General features: G+C 62.7%; 10 protein-coding genes. All 10 read right to left on the bottom strand.

The genetic code is table 11. From position 1 onward, the window contains the following. Positions 1 to 10: 10 nt before the first annotated feature. On the bottom strand, positions 11 to 2,125 hold the full coding sequence (locus UL81_RS07340; protein WP_035105094.1) for a [protein-PII] uridylyltransferase: 2,115 nt from the start codon (positions 2,123 to 2,125) through the stop codon (positions 11 to 13). Positions 2,126 to 2,128: 3 nt separating this feature from the next. Further along, the gene (locus UL81_RS07345; RefSeq protein ID WP_035105096.1) at positions 2,129 to 2,467 is read right to left on the bottom strand and encodes a P-II family nitrogen regulator; all 339 of its coding nucleotides are present in this window, start codon (positions 2,465 to 2,467) and stop codon (positions 2,129 to 2,131) included. Between the two features lie 60 nt (positions 2,468 to 2,527). Further along, positions 2,528 to 2,896, bottom strand: a complete 369-nt coding sequence (locus UL81_RS07350) for a Na+/H+ antiporter subunit G (protein WP_035105098.1) — start codon at positions 2,894 to 2,896, stop codon at positions 2,528 to 2,530. Positions 2,897 to 2,898: 2 nt separating this feature from the next. Next, the gene (locus UL81_RS07355) at positions 2,899 to 3,189 is read right to left on the bottom strand and encodes a cation:proton antiporter (RefSeq protein WP_046453437.1); all 291 of its coding nucleotides are present in this window, start codon (positions 3,187 to 3,189) and stop codon (positions 2,899 to 2,901) included. Positions 3,190 to 3,194: 5 nt separating this feature from the next. Next, positions 3,195 to 3,719 (bottom strand): monovalent cation/H+ antiporter subunit E, encoded by a 525-nt coding sequence (locus UL81_RS07360; RefSeq protein ID WP_035105099.1) that lies wholly within the window; start codon positions 3,717 to 3,719, stop codon positions 3,195 to 3,197. Next, positions 3,720 to 5,261 (bottom strand): monovalent cation/H+ antiporter subunit D family protein, encoded by a 1,542-nt coding sequence (locus UL81_RS07365; protein ID WP_046453438.1) that lies wholly within the window; start codon positions 5,259 to 5,261, stop codon positions 3,720 to 3,722. After that, a complete protein-coding gene (locus UL81_RS07370) occupies positions 5,262 to 5,723 on the bottom strand; it encodes a sodium:proton antiporter (RefSeq protein WP_035105102.1) in 462 nt (153 codons plus the stop codon). 3 nt (positions 5,724 to 5,726) lie between these two features. Then, positions 5,727 to 8,702, bottom strand: coding sequence for a DUF4040 family protein (locus UL81_RS07375; RefSeq protein ID WP_035105105.1), 2,976 nt, complete (start codon positions 8,700 to 8,702; stop codon positions 5,727 to 5,729). Positions 8,703 to 9,026: 324 nt separating this feature from the next. Continuing rightward, complete coding sequence (gene ftsY, locus UL81_RS07380) at positions 9,027 to 11,000, bottom strand: signal recognition particle-docking protein FtsY (RefSeq protein WP_046453439.1); 1,974 nt, start codon at positions 10,998 to 11,000, stop codon at positions 9,027 to 9,029. 39 nt (positions 11,001 to 11,039) lie between these two features. Next, a complete protein-coding gene (smc, locus tag UL81_RS07385; protein ID WP_035105108.1) occupies positions 11,040 to 14,546 on the bottom strand; it encodes a chromosome segregation protein SMC in 3,507 nt (1,168 codons plus the stop codon).

Raw genomic sequence — 14,546 nt, forward strand, 5'->3', positions numbered from 1 at the left:
CTATCTCAGCCTAGTCGTTGACTAGTGCTGCGGTCACATTTCCGACCACTGCGGCGCGGTTTATCGGCCCGCGCAGTTGGATATGAACGATCATCGTCGCGCCCATGATTTCGTGGCTCATCCAGTCCATCTCCGGCAGTGCGGCAATCAGGTGGCCGAGTGCGCCGATGCGTTCGACGGTGCGCACGACCAGGATGCCTCCGTGCTGAAATTCCGCGGTGGTCGGTTCCGAGGAAATCTCGGGCAACCTCGAGTACGTGCCGGACTTAAAGGATTGGATGAAACGGGCTTCGTCGGCGGCATCGGCAAGCGTTTGCTGCACGGTGCGGATGTCGAATTCGGCGGCGAAGCCACCGTCGTCGCCGCGGACCATGCGCGAGCGCACCACGGTCCAGCCCAGGGCGGCAATCAGGGCAAGGACGGGCCCGGCCTCAGCTTGGCTGTTTCCACGCCACAGCACGCTAAGTTGGTCTTCTTCCCAGTCCACGCGCAGGCCTACCCCATCGATATCGCGCGGGACACCGACGACGGGTCGCAGGACGGGGCCTGGCTGCAAGGCTTCCAGGGCGCGGCTGGTCATGATTTCCACGGCAGAAGCCAGGCGGGTGGTCCAGACACCAGGCCCGGTGGATTCGGCATCGGAGCGGGCCAAGACGGCCAACAGGTTGATAATCAGTGGGTCGTAGTGGGCGGCATCAAGAAGCGCTTCGCGGGCTTCGTCGCTGCGCGGGTCCATGCGCGCGGCCAGGCGGGCAAGCGTGGTGTGCTCGGCAACGATGGTTTGTACGCGCGAGCGGTCGGCGACATCGAAACGCATGCGCGCGGCTTGGCGGGTGACTAGCTCGGCGCCGACCTGTTCGTGCGGGCGGTTGTAGCCCTTGCCGATGTCGTGGAAAAGCGCGGCAAGCAGCAGCAGGTCGGGGCGGGCAACGGTGGTGCGCTGCTGGGCGCAGCTAGCGACGGTGGCAATGGTGTGGGAGTCGACCGAATGAATGTGGGTGCGCTCGCGCGGGAGCAGGCCGCGGATGTGTGCCCAGTCGGGTACGAGTTTTTCCCACAGCCCGTACTGGTCGAGCTGGCGGATAAGACGCGGGGTGTCCTCGGGCGAGGAGATGGCGGCGTAGAAGTCATCGACGGCGGCCTTGGGCCAGCGCTCGGGTGGGTCGGGCAGTTGTTGGAGCTGCTCCCAGGTCACCGGTGCGATGGGACGACCGGTACGCGCGGCAGCGGCGGCGACGCGGGTGAGCAACCAGGGGTCGTCCAGGTTGGGTTTGCGCGAGAGCATAATCTGCCCGGCGGCATCGACGACATCGACGTCCAAGGGGCGGCGGGTATCGGTCACGCTGCGCTTGCCGATGACCCCTCGGGCCACCGCCAGCCCGCGCTCCAGCGCCCTATCGATGGCCGTGGCAGCACGGACCAGTTCGGCGTTGAGTTCGTAGCGGTCGGCAAAGCCTAGATCGTGGGCGATGTCGGCGGCGAATTCGGGGTCAAGAGTGTCGCGGTGGCGCCGGGCTTGGACGTGGAGAAGGGTGCGGACATCGAGAAGCAGGTTCTTTTGCTCGGATAAGTCCGGGTTGTCGCAGAGGTTGCCCAGCGACAGCGCGCGGAGGAGTTGGATATCGCGCAGGCCACCGCGGCCGTTCTTGAGATCTGGGTTGGTCATGGTTGCCACGGCGCCGGAGCGGCGCCAGCGGGCAATGGCGGTGTCGATGAAGCTGTCGAAGCTGCGCTGGAGTTGGCGGCGCCAGGCGGCAAGCAGTTGGGCGCGGGCGACATCGACAAGCTTTTTGCTTCCGGCGACATAGCCTAAGTCGAGCTGGGCGAATCCGGCGGAGGCGTCCTGTTCGGCGATCGCGGCGCATTCTTGCGGGGTGCGCACGGCGTAGTCGAGGTGGTACTTCGCCTCCCAGACCGGGTACCAAAGGTTGGAGACCAGTTCGGGGTCGAGCTCCGTATCAGCGCCGTGGAGCAGGATGAGGTCGAGGTCGGAGCGCGGGGTCATCTCCCGGCGGGCAAAAGAGCCGGTGGCGGCTAGCGCGGTGCCGGGTGGAAGGTCGAGTTGGTGGATAACGGCAAGGGCCGCCTCATAGGAGGCGGCCCTAATCTCAGCGGGGCTAGTCACGTGCTAGATAGCGGTTTCGCCACGCTCGCCGGTGCGGACTCGGATGACATCTTCGACGGGGCTGACCCAAATCTTGCCATCGCCGATCTTGCCGGTGTAGGCAGCTTCGACGACTGCGGAGATGATTTCTTCGGCGCGCTCGTCGGTCGAGAGGATTTCGAGTTTGACCTTAGGCACGAAATCGGTGGCGTATTCGGCACCGCGGTAGACCTCGCTGTGGCCGCGCTGCTGACCAAAGCCCTGGATTTCGGTCACGGTCAAGCCGAAGACCTCCTGCTGCTCGAGGGCCTCGCGGACCTCCGGCAGGGTGAAAGGCTTGACGACGGCGGTAATCAGCTTCATGTTCGTTTCCCTTTGCTTGTATTCGCGTCCAAGTTAAATCTTTTTAACCCATAGTATTGCTTAGTTCGCATCCGGGTCGGAGATGACAGACGCACCGTGTTCGCGATCGCGGCGAGCATGCTTGACGTCGGTGACTGTCACACCGTAGATGGAACGGCCCATGTAGAACGAGCCGACCGAGCCGATGATCCAGACGCCCAGGCAGGCAACGATGATGCGCCAGAGCGGGCCGAAGGAAAAGCCCTCGGCGCCGTATTCGACGATGATCTTTGCCAACAGAAGCAGCGGGACGGCCAGGCCGATGGTCGGGCCTAGCAGGTTGACTCGGGTCAATGCGTCCGGGGCGCGCCAGACCGATACTGCGGTGGCAACGACCAAGAATGTTGCAATGACAATGAGTACTGCGGCTACGATTTCGTAGATAGCCATTGTTATCGCCTGCCCTTCGAGATGATGCGCGCCATGGAGAAGGTCGGAAGCACACCGCAGGCAATTGCGGCCAGCAGTGCGATGTCCCAGGACATCGGCGCGGCGTTGGTGACCGACCAGGTCAGATACATACAGATCATGCCGTAGAAGACCACGTCCGACATCACCGTGCGGGTGAGTTCGTCGCGGGTGCGCAAGGCCAGCAGCAGGCCAGACATGGCGGCTGCGCCCATGATGAACACACAGACGAAGACGATCCAGCCAAAAGGGGTCATAGTGCCGAAATCTAACATGGCGTTTACTCCTTGTCCTTGCTGCGCGGCTGCTTGCGCAGCGCGGGCCTAGGTTTGGCGACCTCGTCTGCGTTCAGCGCGGTATCTTCCTGCTGTGCGATTTCGGGTGCGCGGATCTGGCGGCCGACGGTCTCGAGTGGGTACTCGTAGAAGGCCTCGTCCAGCTCGTCGTAGTCGCCTTGGCCTGGCACGCCATAGTCGATGCCCTTGACCTTCGGTGCCAAGCGCTCTTCCATATCGGCGAGGTCTTCCATGACGGATGCCGGGTCAGAGCCCTGGGCGGCCTGGACGATCACGATGCGCGGCAGGCCTTCGCGCGGAGGTTCGCGCAGGCCCAGCGACAGCGTGCCAGGGGTGGCGGTGATCGACGAGGTAAACCAGAAGATTTCCCACGCCGTGTTCACGCGCAGCGGGTAGCGCAGGATAACGGGATTGTACTCCGGGTCTTTTTTGAACGCGGAGAAAGCCAAGCCGAAACCTGCGACGTAGATTTCTTTAATCAGCCAGAGTGCGTAGGTGATGTAATGCATTTAACGGCCCTCCTGGATGGAGTTGACGTCGGGGACGGCGACGGGGTCATCGCCAAGCACTGCGTCAGCGTACGCGCCGGTATCCAGCAGGTCAGCCGAGGCGGTGAGCGTGATGTCGATAACGGGGCCGGCGATGAAGAACATCAGCAGCGAGCCCATAATCAGTGCCGCCGATGGGGCCATGAGCTTCTTGCGGATGATCAGCTCGTCCGGGACCTTGTTGGCCGGCAGTGGCTTGCCCCAGAAGACTTCGCGCCACACACGCAGCATGGCGAGGAAGGCAGCGAAGGAGGCAATGACGATAAACGCGATGACCACCCAGGCCCAGCCGGAACCAGTTCGCGCGATTTCGAAGACCATCATGACCTTGCCCCACATGCCGGAAAATGGCGGGAAGCCCACGACGGAGAAGGCGCCGGCGGCAAAAATCCAGGCGATGATCGGGTCGCGCCGTGCCAGACCGGAAAGCTTGGCCAGGCGGCCGGTGCCGTAGGTTTCTTCGATGGCACCGGAGGCCAGAATGAGCGAGCCGACGGTGAGCATGTGGTGGATGGTGTACAGGATGCCGGCTGCCAGGGCGCGCTGCGGGTCATCGCCAGTAAAGGCGAGCATGACCAGGATAAACGGCATGCCGTTGAGCATCTGGTAGCCGAGCACGCGGCGGATGGAGTTTTCAGCCAGCCCACCGAAGGCACCAACGACCATGGAGAGGATCATCGTGATGATGATCAGCACGCCCCAGCGGGTGTCCATGTCGAAGAGGTGGACGTAGATGCGGTAGAGCATGTACACCGCGACCTTGGTGTGCAGGCCGGAGAACAGGCCCATCACGGCAGCCGAGGTGCCCGGGTAGGTGCGCGGCAGCCAGGACTGGACCGGGAAGACACCGGCCTTGGCGGCAATCGCGATAACAATCAGGCCTGCGGCGACAGTGCCCGGGCCGTTACCGGCGGCAATACCCTGCAGGGCGGCGATGTTCACTGCGCCTGCCACGGAGTACATGTAGCCGACACCGACCACCAGCAGCGTGGAGGCGAACAGATTCACCAGCACGAAGGCACGACCGGCAGCCAGGCGGGACCAGGTACCGGACATGGTGATAAGGCCGTAGGACGGCAGCAGCATGACCTCGATGAACACGAAGAAGTTAAAGAGGTCGGCTGTGAGCAGTGCACCGCAGACACCGGTGATAAGAATCAGCGTCAGCGAGGCGTAGTAGCGCGATTTCGTCTCGCCACCGACGATGGCGAACCAGTTCGCGCCAAAGGCCACGATCATCGTGGTGATCAGCATTAAGGCGGAGAAGGTATCGGCCACAAACGGGATACCGACGTTGCCCAGGTAGCCACCGACGGTGTGGGCGACCACGCCGTGTTCGATGGTGTAGATCATCAGCGCCAGGGAGGCGAAAATGCCTGCGCCCGGGATGATGAGCATGATGGCATCGCGAACTGCGCGCCACGGAGCAAGCAGGGCCAGGGCCGCTGCGACCAGCGGGACACCGGCGAACAGCGGAAGGAGTTGTTCAACGACAGACTGCATTTACTTCTCCCCTTCCTCAGTATGCGCGGCCGACTTCTTGCCCTCGATGCGCTTGATGTGGTCCAGCTGGTCCTCGGAGCGCTGGCGGATATGGCGGTTCTGGGCGTCGCGGCCCAGGGTGGAAAAGGCGTGGTCGACGGTGTTGTCGTCGACAGGCTCGACAACGTCGGTGTCATCGTTAGGCCCCATAGCAGCCAGTGTCAGCAGGATGGTCGAGGTTGCCATGGCGATAACCACGGCGGTCAGGACGAATGCCTGCGGCAGCGGGTCGGCCATCTCGGATGCGTCGTTGACCGAGGGGAAGGCCTCGCCGCGGTAGGAGTACACGCCGGTAGCCAGCAGGGTCAGGTTGGCGCCGTGACCAAAGGCCATCATGCCCAACACGATGCGCACCAGACCGCGCTGTTGGATGAGGTAGACGGCGGAACCGATAAGGATGCCGATGGTTAGTGCAAGAAACATGTTTTAGCTCTCACCCTTTCGTCCGGTCGCACGCGGGGCCTCACGCTTGGTTTTGGCCTCGCTGCTATTGAGCAGGGCTAAGGGATCCGACGAGGGGTTGATGGGTTCCGGATACGGGTCGGCCGCATCGTCGACGGTGGCCTGCGGGGTGGTCGGCAGCGAGGAATCCACGCCGTGGACCCACGGCAGGTAGTCGCGTTCGGTACCGGGTCGCAGGTAACCGCCCAGGGCATTGATGGCCATAGTGAGCATGCCCAGCACCGCGAGGTAGATACCGAGGTCGAAAATCAGCGAGGTGGACCAGTGCTGACCGATGGCCTCCCAGTGGATGGCGGTCAGGAAGCCGCCGTTGCCGAAGCCGTGGCTCCAGTAGCCGACGAAGCCAGCCAGCAGGGCGATGATAATGCCCAGGCCGGTCAGGTGAATCGGGGTCATGCGGCCGAAGACGATTTCGTCCGAACCGCGCGAGAGGTAGGTCAAGCCGATAGCTGCACCCATGATCAGTGCGGCCGGGAAGCCGCCGCCGGATTCCTGGTGTCCGCGGTAGAAGATGATGACGGACATGATGATCAGGAACGGGATGGCGATGTTGATCGCCTTGCGCAGCGGCACAGAGTTCAGCTGCGACTGACCAAACGGTGCCGGGCGGGTACCAGAAGCAAACGGGAAGCGCGGCAGCGTGGTGGTGACCGCTGCGATAACGACAGCGGCCATACCCAGCACGGAGAGCTCGCCCAAGGTATCGAGTGCACGGAACTCAACGATGATGGTGGCCACGACGTTATCGCCGCCGGTGATATCTGGTGCGGTGTCCAGGTACCACTCGGCCAGCTCGGAGCGGTCGCGGCGGCCAATCATGGTCCACACACCCAGGAAGGCGGCCACACCGGCCAGCACGGCGACCACGATGGAGCCGTTCTTGCGCACTGCGGACTGAACCGGGTGGAAGGTTTCTGGCAGGTAGCGCAGCACCATCATCATCACGATGACAGCCAGGGCCTCGACCATGAACTGGGTCAGTGCCACGTCCGGTGCGCCCAGCAGGAACATCTGCAGGGTCACGCCGACACCGGCGGTACCGATCAGCACTGCACCGGTCAGGCGGTTCTGGGTGCGCACCAGGCCGATCATCGACAGGGTGATAATGCCCAGCGGGAGGATGTCCCACGGGTTGTCCAGGCCTTCGATGCGGTCTGGGATGGCGACGCCGTCGAGGCCATCGGAAAGCAATGTTGCAGCGGCCAACGCAATGACCAACAGGACAATCGGCAGCAGCAGGCGCGATGGGTTGTGGGTATCGGACATCTTGCCGACGAATCGCCCCATTGCGGTGCAGCCTTCCTGCAGGCTGTGCAGCAGCTGGTTGCCGTTGCGCGGCAGAAGGTCGCGGGACTCCATGGCCGGCCAAATCTTCTTGCGCGCCACGACACCAAGGATGCCGACGATAAGCACGGCAACGGAGATAATCAACGGAACGTTAATGCCGTGCCACAGGGCCAGGTGAGACTCGTGATCCAGGCCGACTGCGGCGGTGGCCAGGTCCATCGGGCGGTCGAAGATGCCCAGGAAAAAGACCAGCGGCAAGGACATGACACCCGGCAGGGCGGCTGGCAGCCACAGCGAAACCGGGGCCTCGTGCACGCCGGACATGTCGCGCTTGCCGTCCAAGAAGGCACCGAAGACGATCTTGGCGGAGTAAGTAAAGGTGAACACGGCGCCGATGCCTGCTGCAATCAGCAAGATGATCTGACCTGCGCCACCAATCGGGGCGTCTTGGAAGGCGGTGAGCATGCCTTCCTTGGAGACAAAGCCCAGCAGCGGCGGAACGGCAGCCATGGAGGCAGCACCAATGACGACGGAGCCAAACGTCCACGGCATCTTGTTCCACAGCACGCCCAGGCGGCGGATATCGCGCGAGCCAGCCTCGTGGTCGATAACGCCGATGAGCATAAACAGCGAGGACTTAAACAGCGCGTGCGCCAGGGTGTGGAAGAGTGCTGCGGCGATAGCAAAAGGCGTGCCCACACCGATGGTGGCAACAATCCAACCCAGGTGGGACACGGTGGAGTACGCGGTCAGCTTCTTCAGGTCGGTCTTTTGGACCGCAAAGATAGCCGACATCAGCGCAGTACCCATACCGACGACAATGAGCAACCAATTCCAGACCGCGACGTCGTGGAAGATCGTCGTAAAGCGCACCAGCAGGTAGATACCAGCCTTAACCACGGCTGCTGCGTGCAGGAAGGCCGAGACCGGGGTGGCTGCCGCCATTGCTTCCGGCAGCCAGAAGTGGAATGGGAACTGTGCGGACTTGGTAAACGCAGAGACGGCGATGAGGACGGCGACGGCCATCGTCAAGCCAGGCTCCTGCGACCAAATATCCGAAGCAAGGATGGCCTCCAGGTTGGTCGTGCCTGCAAACGTGGCGGCAATCGCCAGTGCGGTGAGCAGGGTCAGACCACCAATGAAGGTCAAAATCAAGGTGCGCTGGGAGCCGGCCTCGCCGCCCGAACCGGAGCGCGCAATGAGCATAAACGATGCCAGGGAGACCAGCTCCCAAGCCAGGAAGAGCACGACGACATCGTCAGCCAGCACCAGAAGCAAGATAGACATGGTGAAGGCGGTCATGATGGTGTAGAAACTGGTGTTTCCCTGGTTCTTTGGCAGATATGCCGCCGAGTAGATAAACACCACAGCACCCATGACCAGCGCCAGCATGGCAAAGAAGATGCTCAGCGCGTCACCGCGCAGCGAGAAACTTACGTCCATACCGGGCGCTACGAAATCGCGCACCCATACCGCGTGATAATTCAGCTCCTCCCCCGCGTTCAGCACGGGGAATTGCCGCACGAGTAATACCGCACCAATAACAAAGAGGCCGGCTAGAGGCCAGCCGGCCTTGCGGTCTAAGACTTTGACTGAAATTGGTGACAGTACTACTGCCGCAGCTGCGAGGAGGACAACATAAAGAAGTGTCACAGGAAACTAGCCTCACAATTATGGTCAGATCACTATGCGCATTCGCGCTCAGTACAGCTTTTTTAGACTAGCACTGTGACTAAGGTCTAAGCACATCTAAATGTATGACCTACAAGACCTAATACAGCCAATACCCTGGCAATCTACGGCTAGTGCTCAGCCCAATAGGCCGATATCCACTTATTCCGCTGCCTCTAAGGGGTTTCTCAACCTTTTCGCCCCTGCCCTGCCCGTTTACCCCCGCAGTCTTCCCCCTTTTGTTAGCCACCGCACAAAAAGGCTCCCCACCACACCAGGTGATGAGGAGCCTATGCTTTCCGATGCCTACTTACTCTCCCCCAGCAGCGCATCCACAAAGCTTTCTACCTCGAAAGGTGCGAGGTCGTCTGCGCCCTCGCCTAGGCCCACCAGCTTGACCGGCACGCCGAGTTCTTCTTGGACCTGGAAGACGATGCCGCCCTTGGCGGTGCCATCCAGCTTGGTCAGTACGACACCGGTGATGTCGACGACCTCGCGGAAGATACGTGCCTGGGCCAGACCGTTCTGGCCGACGGTGGCATCCAAGACGAGCAGGACCTCGTCGACGGCAGTCTTCTTTTCGACCACGCGCTTGACCTTGCCCAGCTGATCCATCAAGTCGACCGAGGTGTGCAGGCGGCCTGCGGTATCGACCAGGACGACGTCGACCTGCTGCTCGACACCTGCTGCCACGGCATCGAAGGCCACCGATGCCGGGTCTGCGCCTTCCTTGCCACGGATGGTATCCGCGCCGACACGGCGACCCCAGGTCTCGAGCTGGTCCGCGGCGGCCGCACGGAAGGTATCCGCTGCACCCAGCAAGACGCGGTGGCCCATGGACACCAGCACACGGGCCAGTTTGCCGGTCGTGGTGGTCTTGCCGGTGCCGTTGACGCCGACGACCATGACGATGGCCGGCTTGCCATCGTTAGGCATGGCCTTAATGGAACGATCCATCTCTGGCTGTGCGGCCTCGATGAGTGCCTCGCGCAGCATCGCGCGGGCCTGCTCTTCGCTTTCCACACCGCGCTCGGCGATCTTGTCGCGCAGCGCATCGGTGACCTTCATGGTCGACTTGGTGCCCAAGTCAGCCATGATCAGCGTGTCTTCGATTTCCTCCCAGGCGTCCTCGTCGAGGTCACCTGCGGACAAAATGCCCATCAGGCCCTGGCCGATAGCGTTTTGGGAACGAGACAGTCGACCACGCAGACGACCCAGACGGCCACCTGCCGGTGCAATATCCTCAGTCGGCTTTTTCTGCGGCTCCGGCTCACCTTCCGGAACCGGGGTCTGCTCGAGCGCTGCCTCAGCCGAGCTGGCCTGCGCCTCCGCAGCAGCCGCAGCCTCTTGTACTTCTTCCTCATTATCTGCGATGCGGTCTTCGACCTCATCAGCATCGTGGTCGTCGACGACCTCATCAAACAGCGGGGAGTCTTCCGCCGGATCCGCCGGAGTGTCGCCTGCTGCAGGGCTCTCCCCTACTTCGTCGGCGACCTTGTTGTCGTCGACCGTCTCGTCTTCGATCGTGTCGTCCGGAGCCTGATCAGAAGACGCAGCAGCTGCGGCACCACCGGCAACAGCACCTGCGGCTGCGGTACCGGCTGCAGCGACGCTGCCCGGGTGCTTGTCGGAGTCGTCAGCCTTAGGCTCTTCAACCTTAGGCTCGTCGACCTCGGTCTCTTCTACCTTTGGTTCCTCGGTCTTGAGCTCTTCAGCCTTCGGTGCCTCGGTCTTGGGCTCGGTGACCTTAGGCTCTTCGGCCTTGATCTGGTCGACAGACTGCGGAGCTTCCGGGGCTTCCGACTCCTCGGAAGCTGGCTTGTCAGCGTTGAGCTGGTCCGGGGACTGCGGGGCGATCGGTGCGTCCGACTTGTCGGCCTTGGGCTCCTCGGAAACCGGTTTATCGGTTTCCTCCTGCTGCTTGGCAGCTGGAACGTCGGCGGGGTCCTGGCCGGAGAGCTGAGCGTTGGCTACTGCGGTGGCATCGCGGGGGCCATCGCTAGGCGGGGCTTGCTTGGGGGCATCGGCAGGCTTGTCTGTCTGCTTTGGCTGGTCGGCGGGGACCTTTTCTTTGTCGCTGCCGGCTGCGGCGAAGTTGAAGCCGGACTTTGCTTGGTAGTTGCCGGACTTCTCCTCGCGGGTGAGCTCTTTGGGCTCTTCCTTCTTTTCAAAAGAAACTTGCTTGGACTCGCCGCGCTTCTTGCCCAGCACCACCAACAAGATGATGGCCAGGATGACCACGACGGCAATAACAATGCCAATCACAACAGTAGAATTCATGCCTTCTATAGTGCCAGCATTGCCGCGGGCAAGCACACCTTAGTCGCGTGCGGGCGCGTCGACGCCCAAGCGGGTGGCATCGGCAGCTGCTTGCTCCGACCCCGGGGCGGCACCGGCGCGGTTCATGCGCTGGGAGATCACGCGGGTAATGCCGTCGCCGCGCATGGTCACACCGTAGAGCACGTTGGCCACGTCCATGGTGGGCTTTTGGTGCGTGATGACGATAAGCTGCGAGTCTTTGCGCAGTTCTTCGAAGAGGGCGATAAGGCGGCGGAGGTTGACATCGTCCAAAGCTGCTTCGACCTCGTCCATGACGTAGAAGGGCGAAGGCCGGGCGCGGAAGATGGCCACGAGCATCGCCAGTGCGGTCAGGGATTTCTCACCACCAGAAAGCAAGGACAGGCGCTTGACCTTCTTGCCCGGTGGGCGGGCTTCGACCTCGATGCCGGTGGTGAGCATCGAATCGGGTTCGGTAAGGATAAGGCGTCCCTCGCCACCTGGGAAGAGGGTTTGGAAGACTTTGGGGAATTCGGCTTCGACGTCGTGCCAGGCATCGGTGAACAGTTGCAGGATTTGGGCGTCGACGTCTTCGATAACGCCGATGAGATCCTTGCGGGCTTGGATGACGTCGTCGAGCTGGGTGGATAAGAAAGAATAGCGCTCTTCGAGTGCTTTGTACTCCTCCAGTGCCAGCGGGTTGACCTTGCCCAGGGAGTTCAGATCCTTTTCGGCCTGGTTAAGGCGGGCCTTTTCGGCTTTGCGGTCGAAGTCCTCGGCTGGGGCGTAGTCGCGCAGGAGGTCCGGGATGGCGATGCCGAGCTGTTCGACGACCTTGGCTTCGGCCTCATCGACGCGGACCTGGGCCTGGGAAGCGGTGATGTCTGCTTCGTGCAGGCTGGCTTGCTGGCGATCGAACTGCTGGCGCACCGCGGACAGGGCCTGCTTAGCGGTCTGCAGCTGGGTGGTGGCGGTGCTGCGCTGTTCGAGCAGGCTATCGCGCTGGGCGGTCGCACGGTCGAGGGCATCGGCTGTGCGGGCGGCTAAGTCCTGGGCATGCTTGTCGACAGCCCGGGCTAGCTCCGCCTGGGCACGCCGGCGTGCCATGGCCTGTTCGTGGCGGGCTTTGGCCTGGCGTTCGTGCTGGGCTTGGCGGCGCAAGGCGTCACCTTTGCCGGCGACCTGGGCGGCGCGGTCTTGGGCGCTGCGGGCGGCGAGCTGGGCTTCCATTTCGCGTTCCTTGGCGCTTTCCAAGGCGGCGTTGGCGGCGTCGCGCTGGGCAGAGGATGGCTCGTCGGGTTGTTCGTCGGTGTCGACGCGGGCGAGTCGGTCACGGGCATCGGCAAGTTGGGTGCGCAGATCCGCGAGCTTGGCTTCTAGGTCAGTGGCGCGGGCGGCGACTTTTTCGTGTTCCTTTTTATTGGCCGCGTGCTGTTGTTCGAGGCGGCGGTGATCGCGTTGCCAGGCCTCGACTTCCGCGTCGTGTTCGCGCAGGGCGGCTTTGGCGGATGCGGCGGTCACGCGGGCATCTTCCGCGGCCAGCTTGGCGCCTTCAAGCGTGCCGGAGAGTTCTTCCAGTTCGTGGGTAGCGCTGGCCAGTTCTTCTTCGGCTTCGGCAACTTTGGCGCTGACCTCCACGCTTGACGATGCCCCAGTGCCAACCTCGACCCATCCTTCACCGACCAAGATGCCGTCTTCGGTCACAGCACGCAGGCGCGGGTCGTCGGCAATGACGCTGCGGGCGGTGGCGTAGTTGGGGACGAGGACGACATCGGCAAGCAGGCGGGTCAGCGCTGCAGCGACTTCGGGTTTGAGGTCGACGTTGTCGAGTAGCCAGCTGGTGCCAGAGGGCAAGGTTGCGTCGAGGCGCCAATTGGAGGTGGGGGTGCTGGCGGCATCGATAAGCACGGTGCGCTCAGATGTGGCGATGGAGTCGATGATGTCTGCGCCGACCTGGCCTGCTTGGGCTTCGGAGAAGCTGCCAAGTGCTGCGGCGAGTGCGGTGCCCTGCTCGGTGCTGAGGTAGTCGGTGAGGGGGTGGAAGGCATCGCCAAGTTCGAGCTTGTCGGGCAGGGTTTGGGCAAGCGTGTCGATGCGCGAGCGCAGGGTATACACTGCCCTTTCGCGTTCGCGCTGGGCATCGCGCAGTTGGTCGAGGCGCTTGTCGGCAGCACCGGATTCGCTGGCGGCGCGCACGTGGGCTTCCTCCAGCGGTTCGCGTTCGGTGGCGAAGTTGTCGAGTTTCTCAGCAACCTCCTTGACCTCAGCGGCAGCAGATCGGGTGCGCTCCTTGGTCGAGGCGAGGGTTTCTTCCTGGCGTGCGAGTTCTTCCTCGGCGGAGGTGACTTGGCCAGCCAGCGATTCTTCGGCGGCGATGATGCGCACGACGCCTTCGCGGCGATCGGCAATGGCGCGCAGTTGGGCCATGTGCTCGTGTTCGGCTTCTTCGTAGGCCGCGCGGTATTCGGCGACTTCCTCGCGGATCATCTCCAGGTTGGCGGCGGCCTCTTCGGCTTGTTCGAGCAGCTCGGAGTATTCTTCGTCGGCGATGTTCGCGCGTGCTTCAAGATCGTCGGGGTCTTGGCCGGCATAGGCGACCTGGGATCCAGCGTTGGCGGCGCGTTCGGCGGCGATGCGCTGGGTGGCGGAGATGCGCTCGCTCAAAGTCGACAGGTCGAACCAGAGCTTTTGGGCCGCCTCGGCTTGCGGTTCGATTTCGGCGAGTTGGGCTTCAATCTCGGATTGCTGCTCGGTGGCTTCCTCTACTTGTTCGGCAAGTTCTTCCACCTGGAGTTTCAAGCGGGTGAGATTGGAGTGGGCATCGTTAAGCTTCTGCTTGAGCCTAAGGATTTGGTCACCTGCCAGGCGCAGGCGGGCGTCGCGCAGGTCAGCCTGGACGGTGGCGGCGCGCTGGGCGGCCTCAGCCTGCCGGGCCAAAGGTTTGAGCTGTTTGCCGAGCTCATCGGTGAGATCCTGGAGGCGATCTAAGTTGGCCTGCATGCCGTTGAGCTTGCGCTGGGCCTTTTCCTTGCGGCGGCGGTGTTTGAGCACGCCGGCTGCTTCTTCGATGTAGGCGCGGCGGTCCTCAGGCCGGGACTCGAGAATCTCAGCGAGCTTGCCCTGGCCGACGATGATGTGCATTTCGCGGCCGATACCGGAATCCGACAGCAGCTCCTGGACGTCCATGAGGCGGGCCTTGGCGCCGTTGATTTCGTACTCACTGGCACCGTCGCGGTACATGCGGCGAGTAACTGAGACCTCGGAGTACTCAATGGGCAGCGCGCCATCGGAGTTATCGATGCTCAAAGTGACCTCTGCGCGGCCTAAGGCCTTACGGTCACCTGCACCGGCGAAGATGACGTCTTGCATCTTGCCGCCGCGCAGCGTCTTGGCGCTGCCCTCGCCCATCACCCACGCCAAAGCGTCCACGACGTTGGATTTGCCCGAGCCATTAGGGCCCACCACAGCACAGATGCCGGGCTCGAACTTGAGCGACGTCGCGGACGCGAAGGATTTAAAGCCTTTGAGCGTAAGCGATTTCAGATGCAT

The sequence above is a fragment of the Corynebacterium camporealensis genome, from assembly GCF_000980815.1.
Lineage (GTDB): Bacteria > Actinomycetota > Actinomycetes > Mycobacteriales > Mycobacteriaceae > Corynebacterium > Corynebacterium camporealense.

What these genes read in the sequence shown, in the direction of transcription:
- UL81_RS07360 (WP_035105099.1), bottom strand. Translation starts at nt 3,719, where the DNA reads ATGCATTACATCACCTACGCACTCTGGCTGATTAAAGAAATCTACGTC.
- UL81_RS07355 (WP_046453437.1), bottom strand. Translation starts at nt 3,189, where the DNA reads ATGTTAGATTTCGGCACTATGACCCCTTTTGGCTGGATCGTCTTCGTC.
- UL81_RS07345 (WP_035105096.1), bottom strand. Translation starts at nt 2,467, where the DNA reads ATGAAGCTGATTACCGCCGTCGTCAAGCCTTTCACCCTGCCGGAGGTC.
- UL81_RS07370 (WP_035105102.1), bottom strand. Translation starts at nt 5,723, where the DNA reads ATGTTTCTTGCACTAACCATCGGCATCCTTATCGGTTCCGCCGTCTAC.
- smc (WP_035105108.1), bottom strand. Translation starts at nt 14,546, where the DNA reads ATGCATCTGAAATCGCTTACGCTCAAAGGCTTTAAATCCTTCGCGTCC.
- UL81_RS07365 (WP_046453438.1), bottom strand. Translation starts at nt 5,261, where the DNA reads ATGCAGTCTGTCGTTGAACAACTCCTTCCGCTGTTCGCCGGTGTCCCG.
- ftsY (WP_046453439.1), bottom strand. Translation starts at nt 11,000, where the DNA reads ATGAATTCTACTGTTGTGATTGGCATTGTTATTGCCGTCGTGGTCATC.
- UL81_RS07350 (WP_035105098.1), bottom strand. Translation starts at nt 2,896, where the DNA reads ATGGCTATCTACGAAATCGTAGCCGCAGTACTCATTGTCATTGCAACA.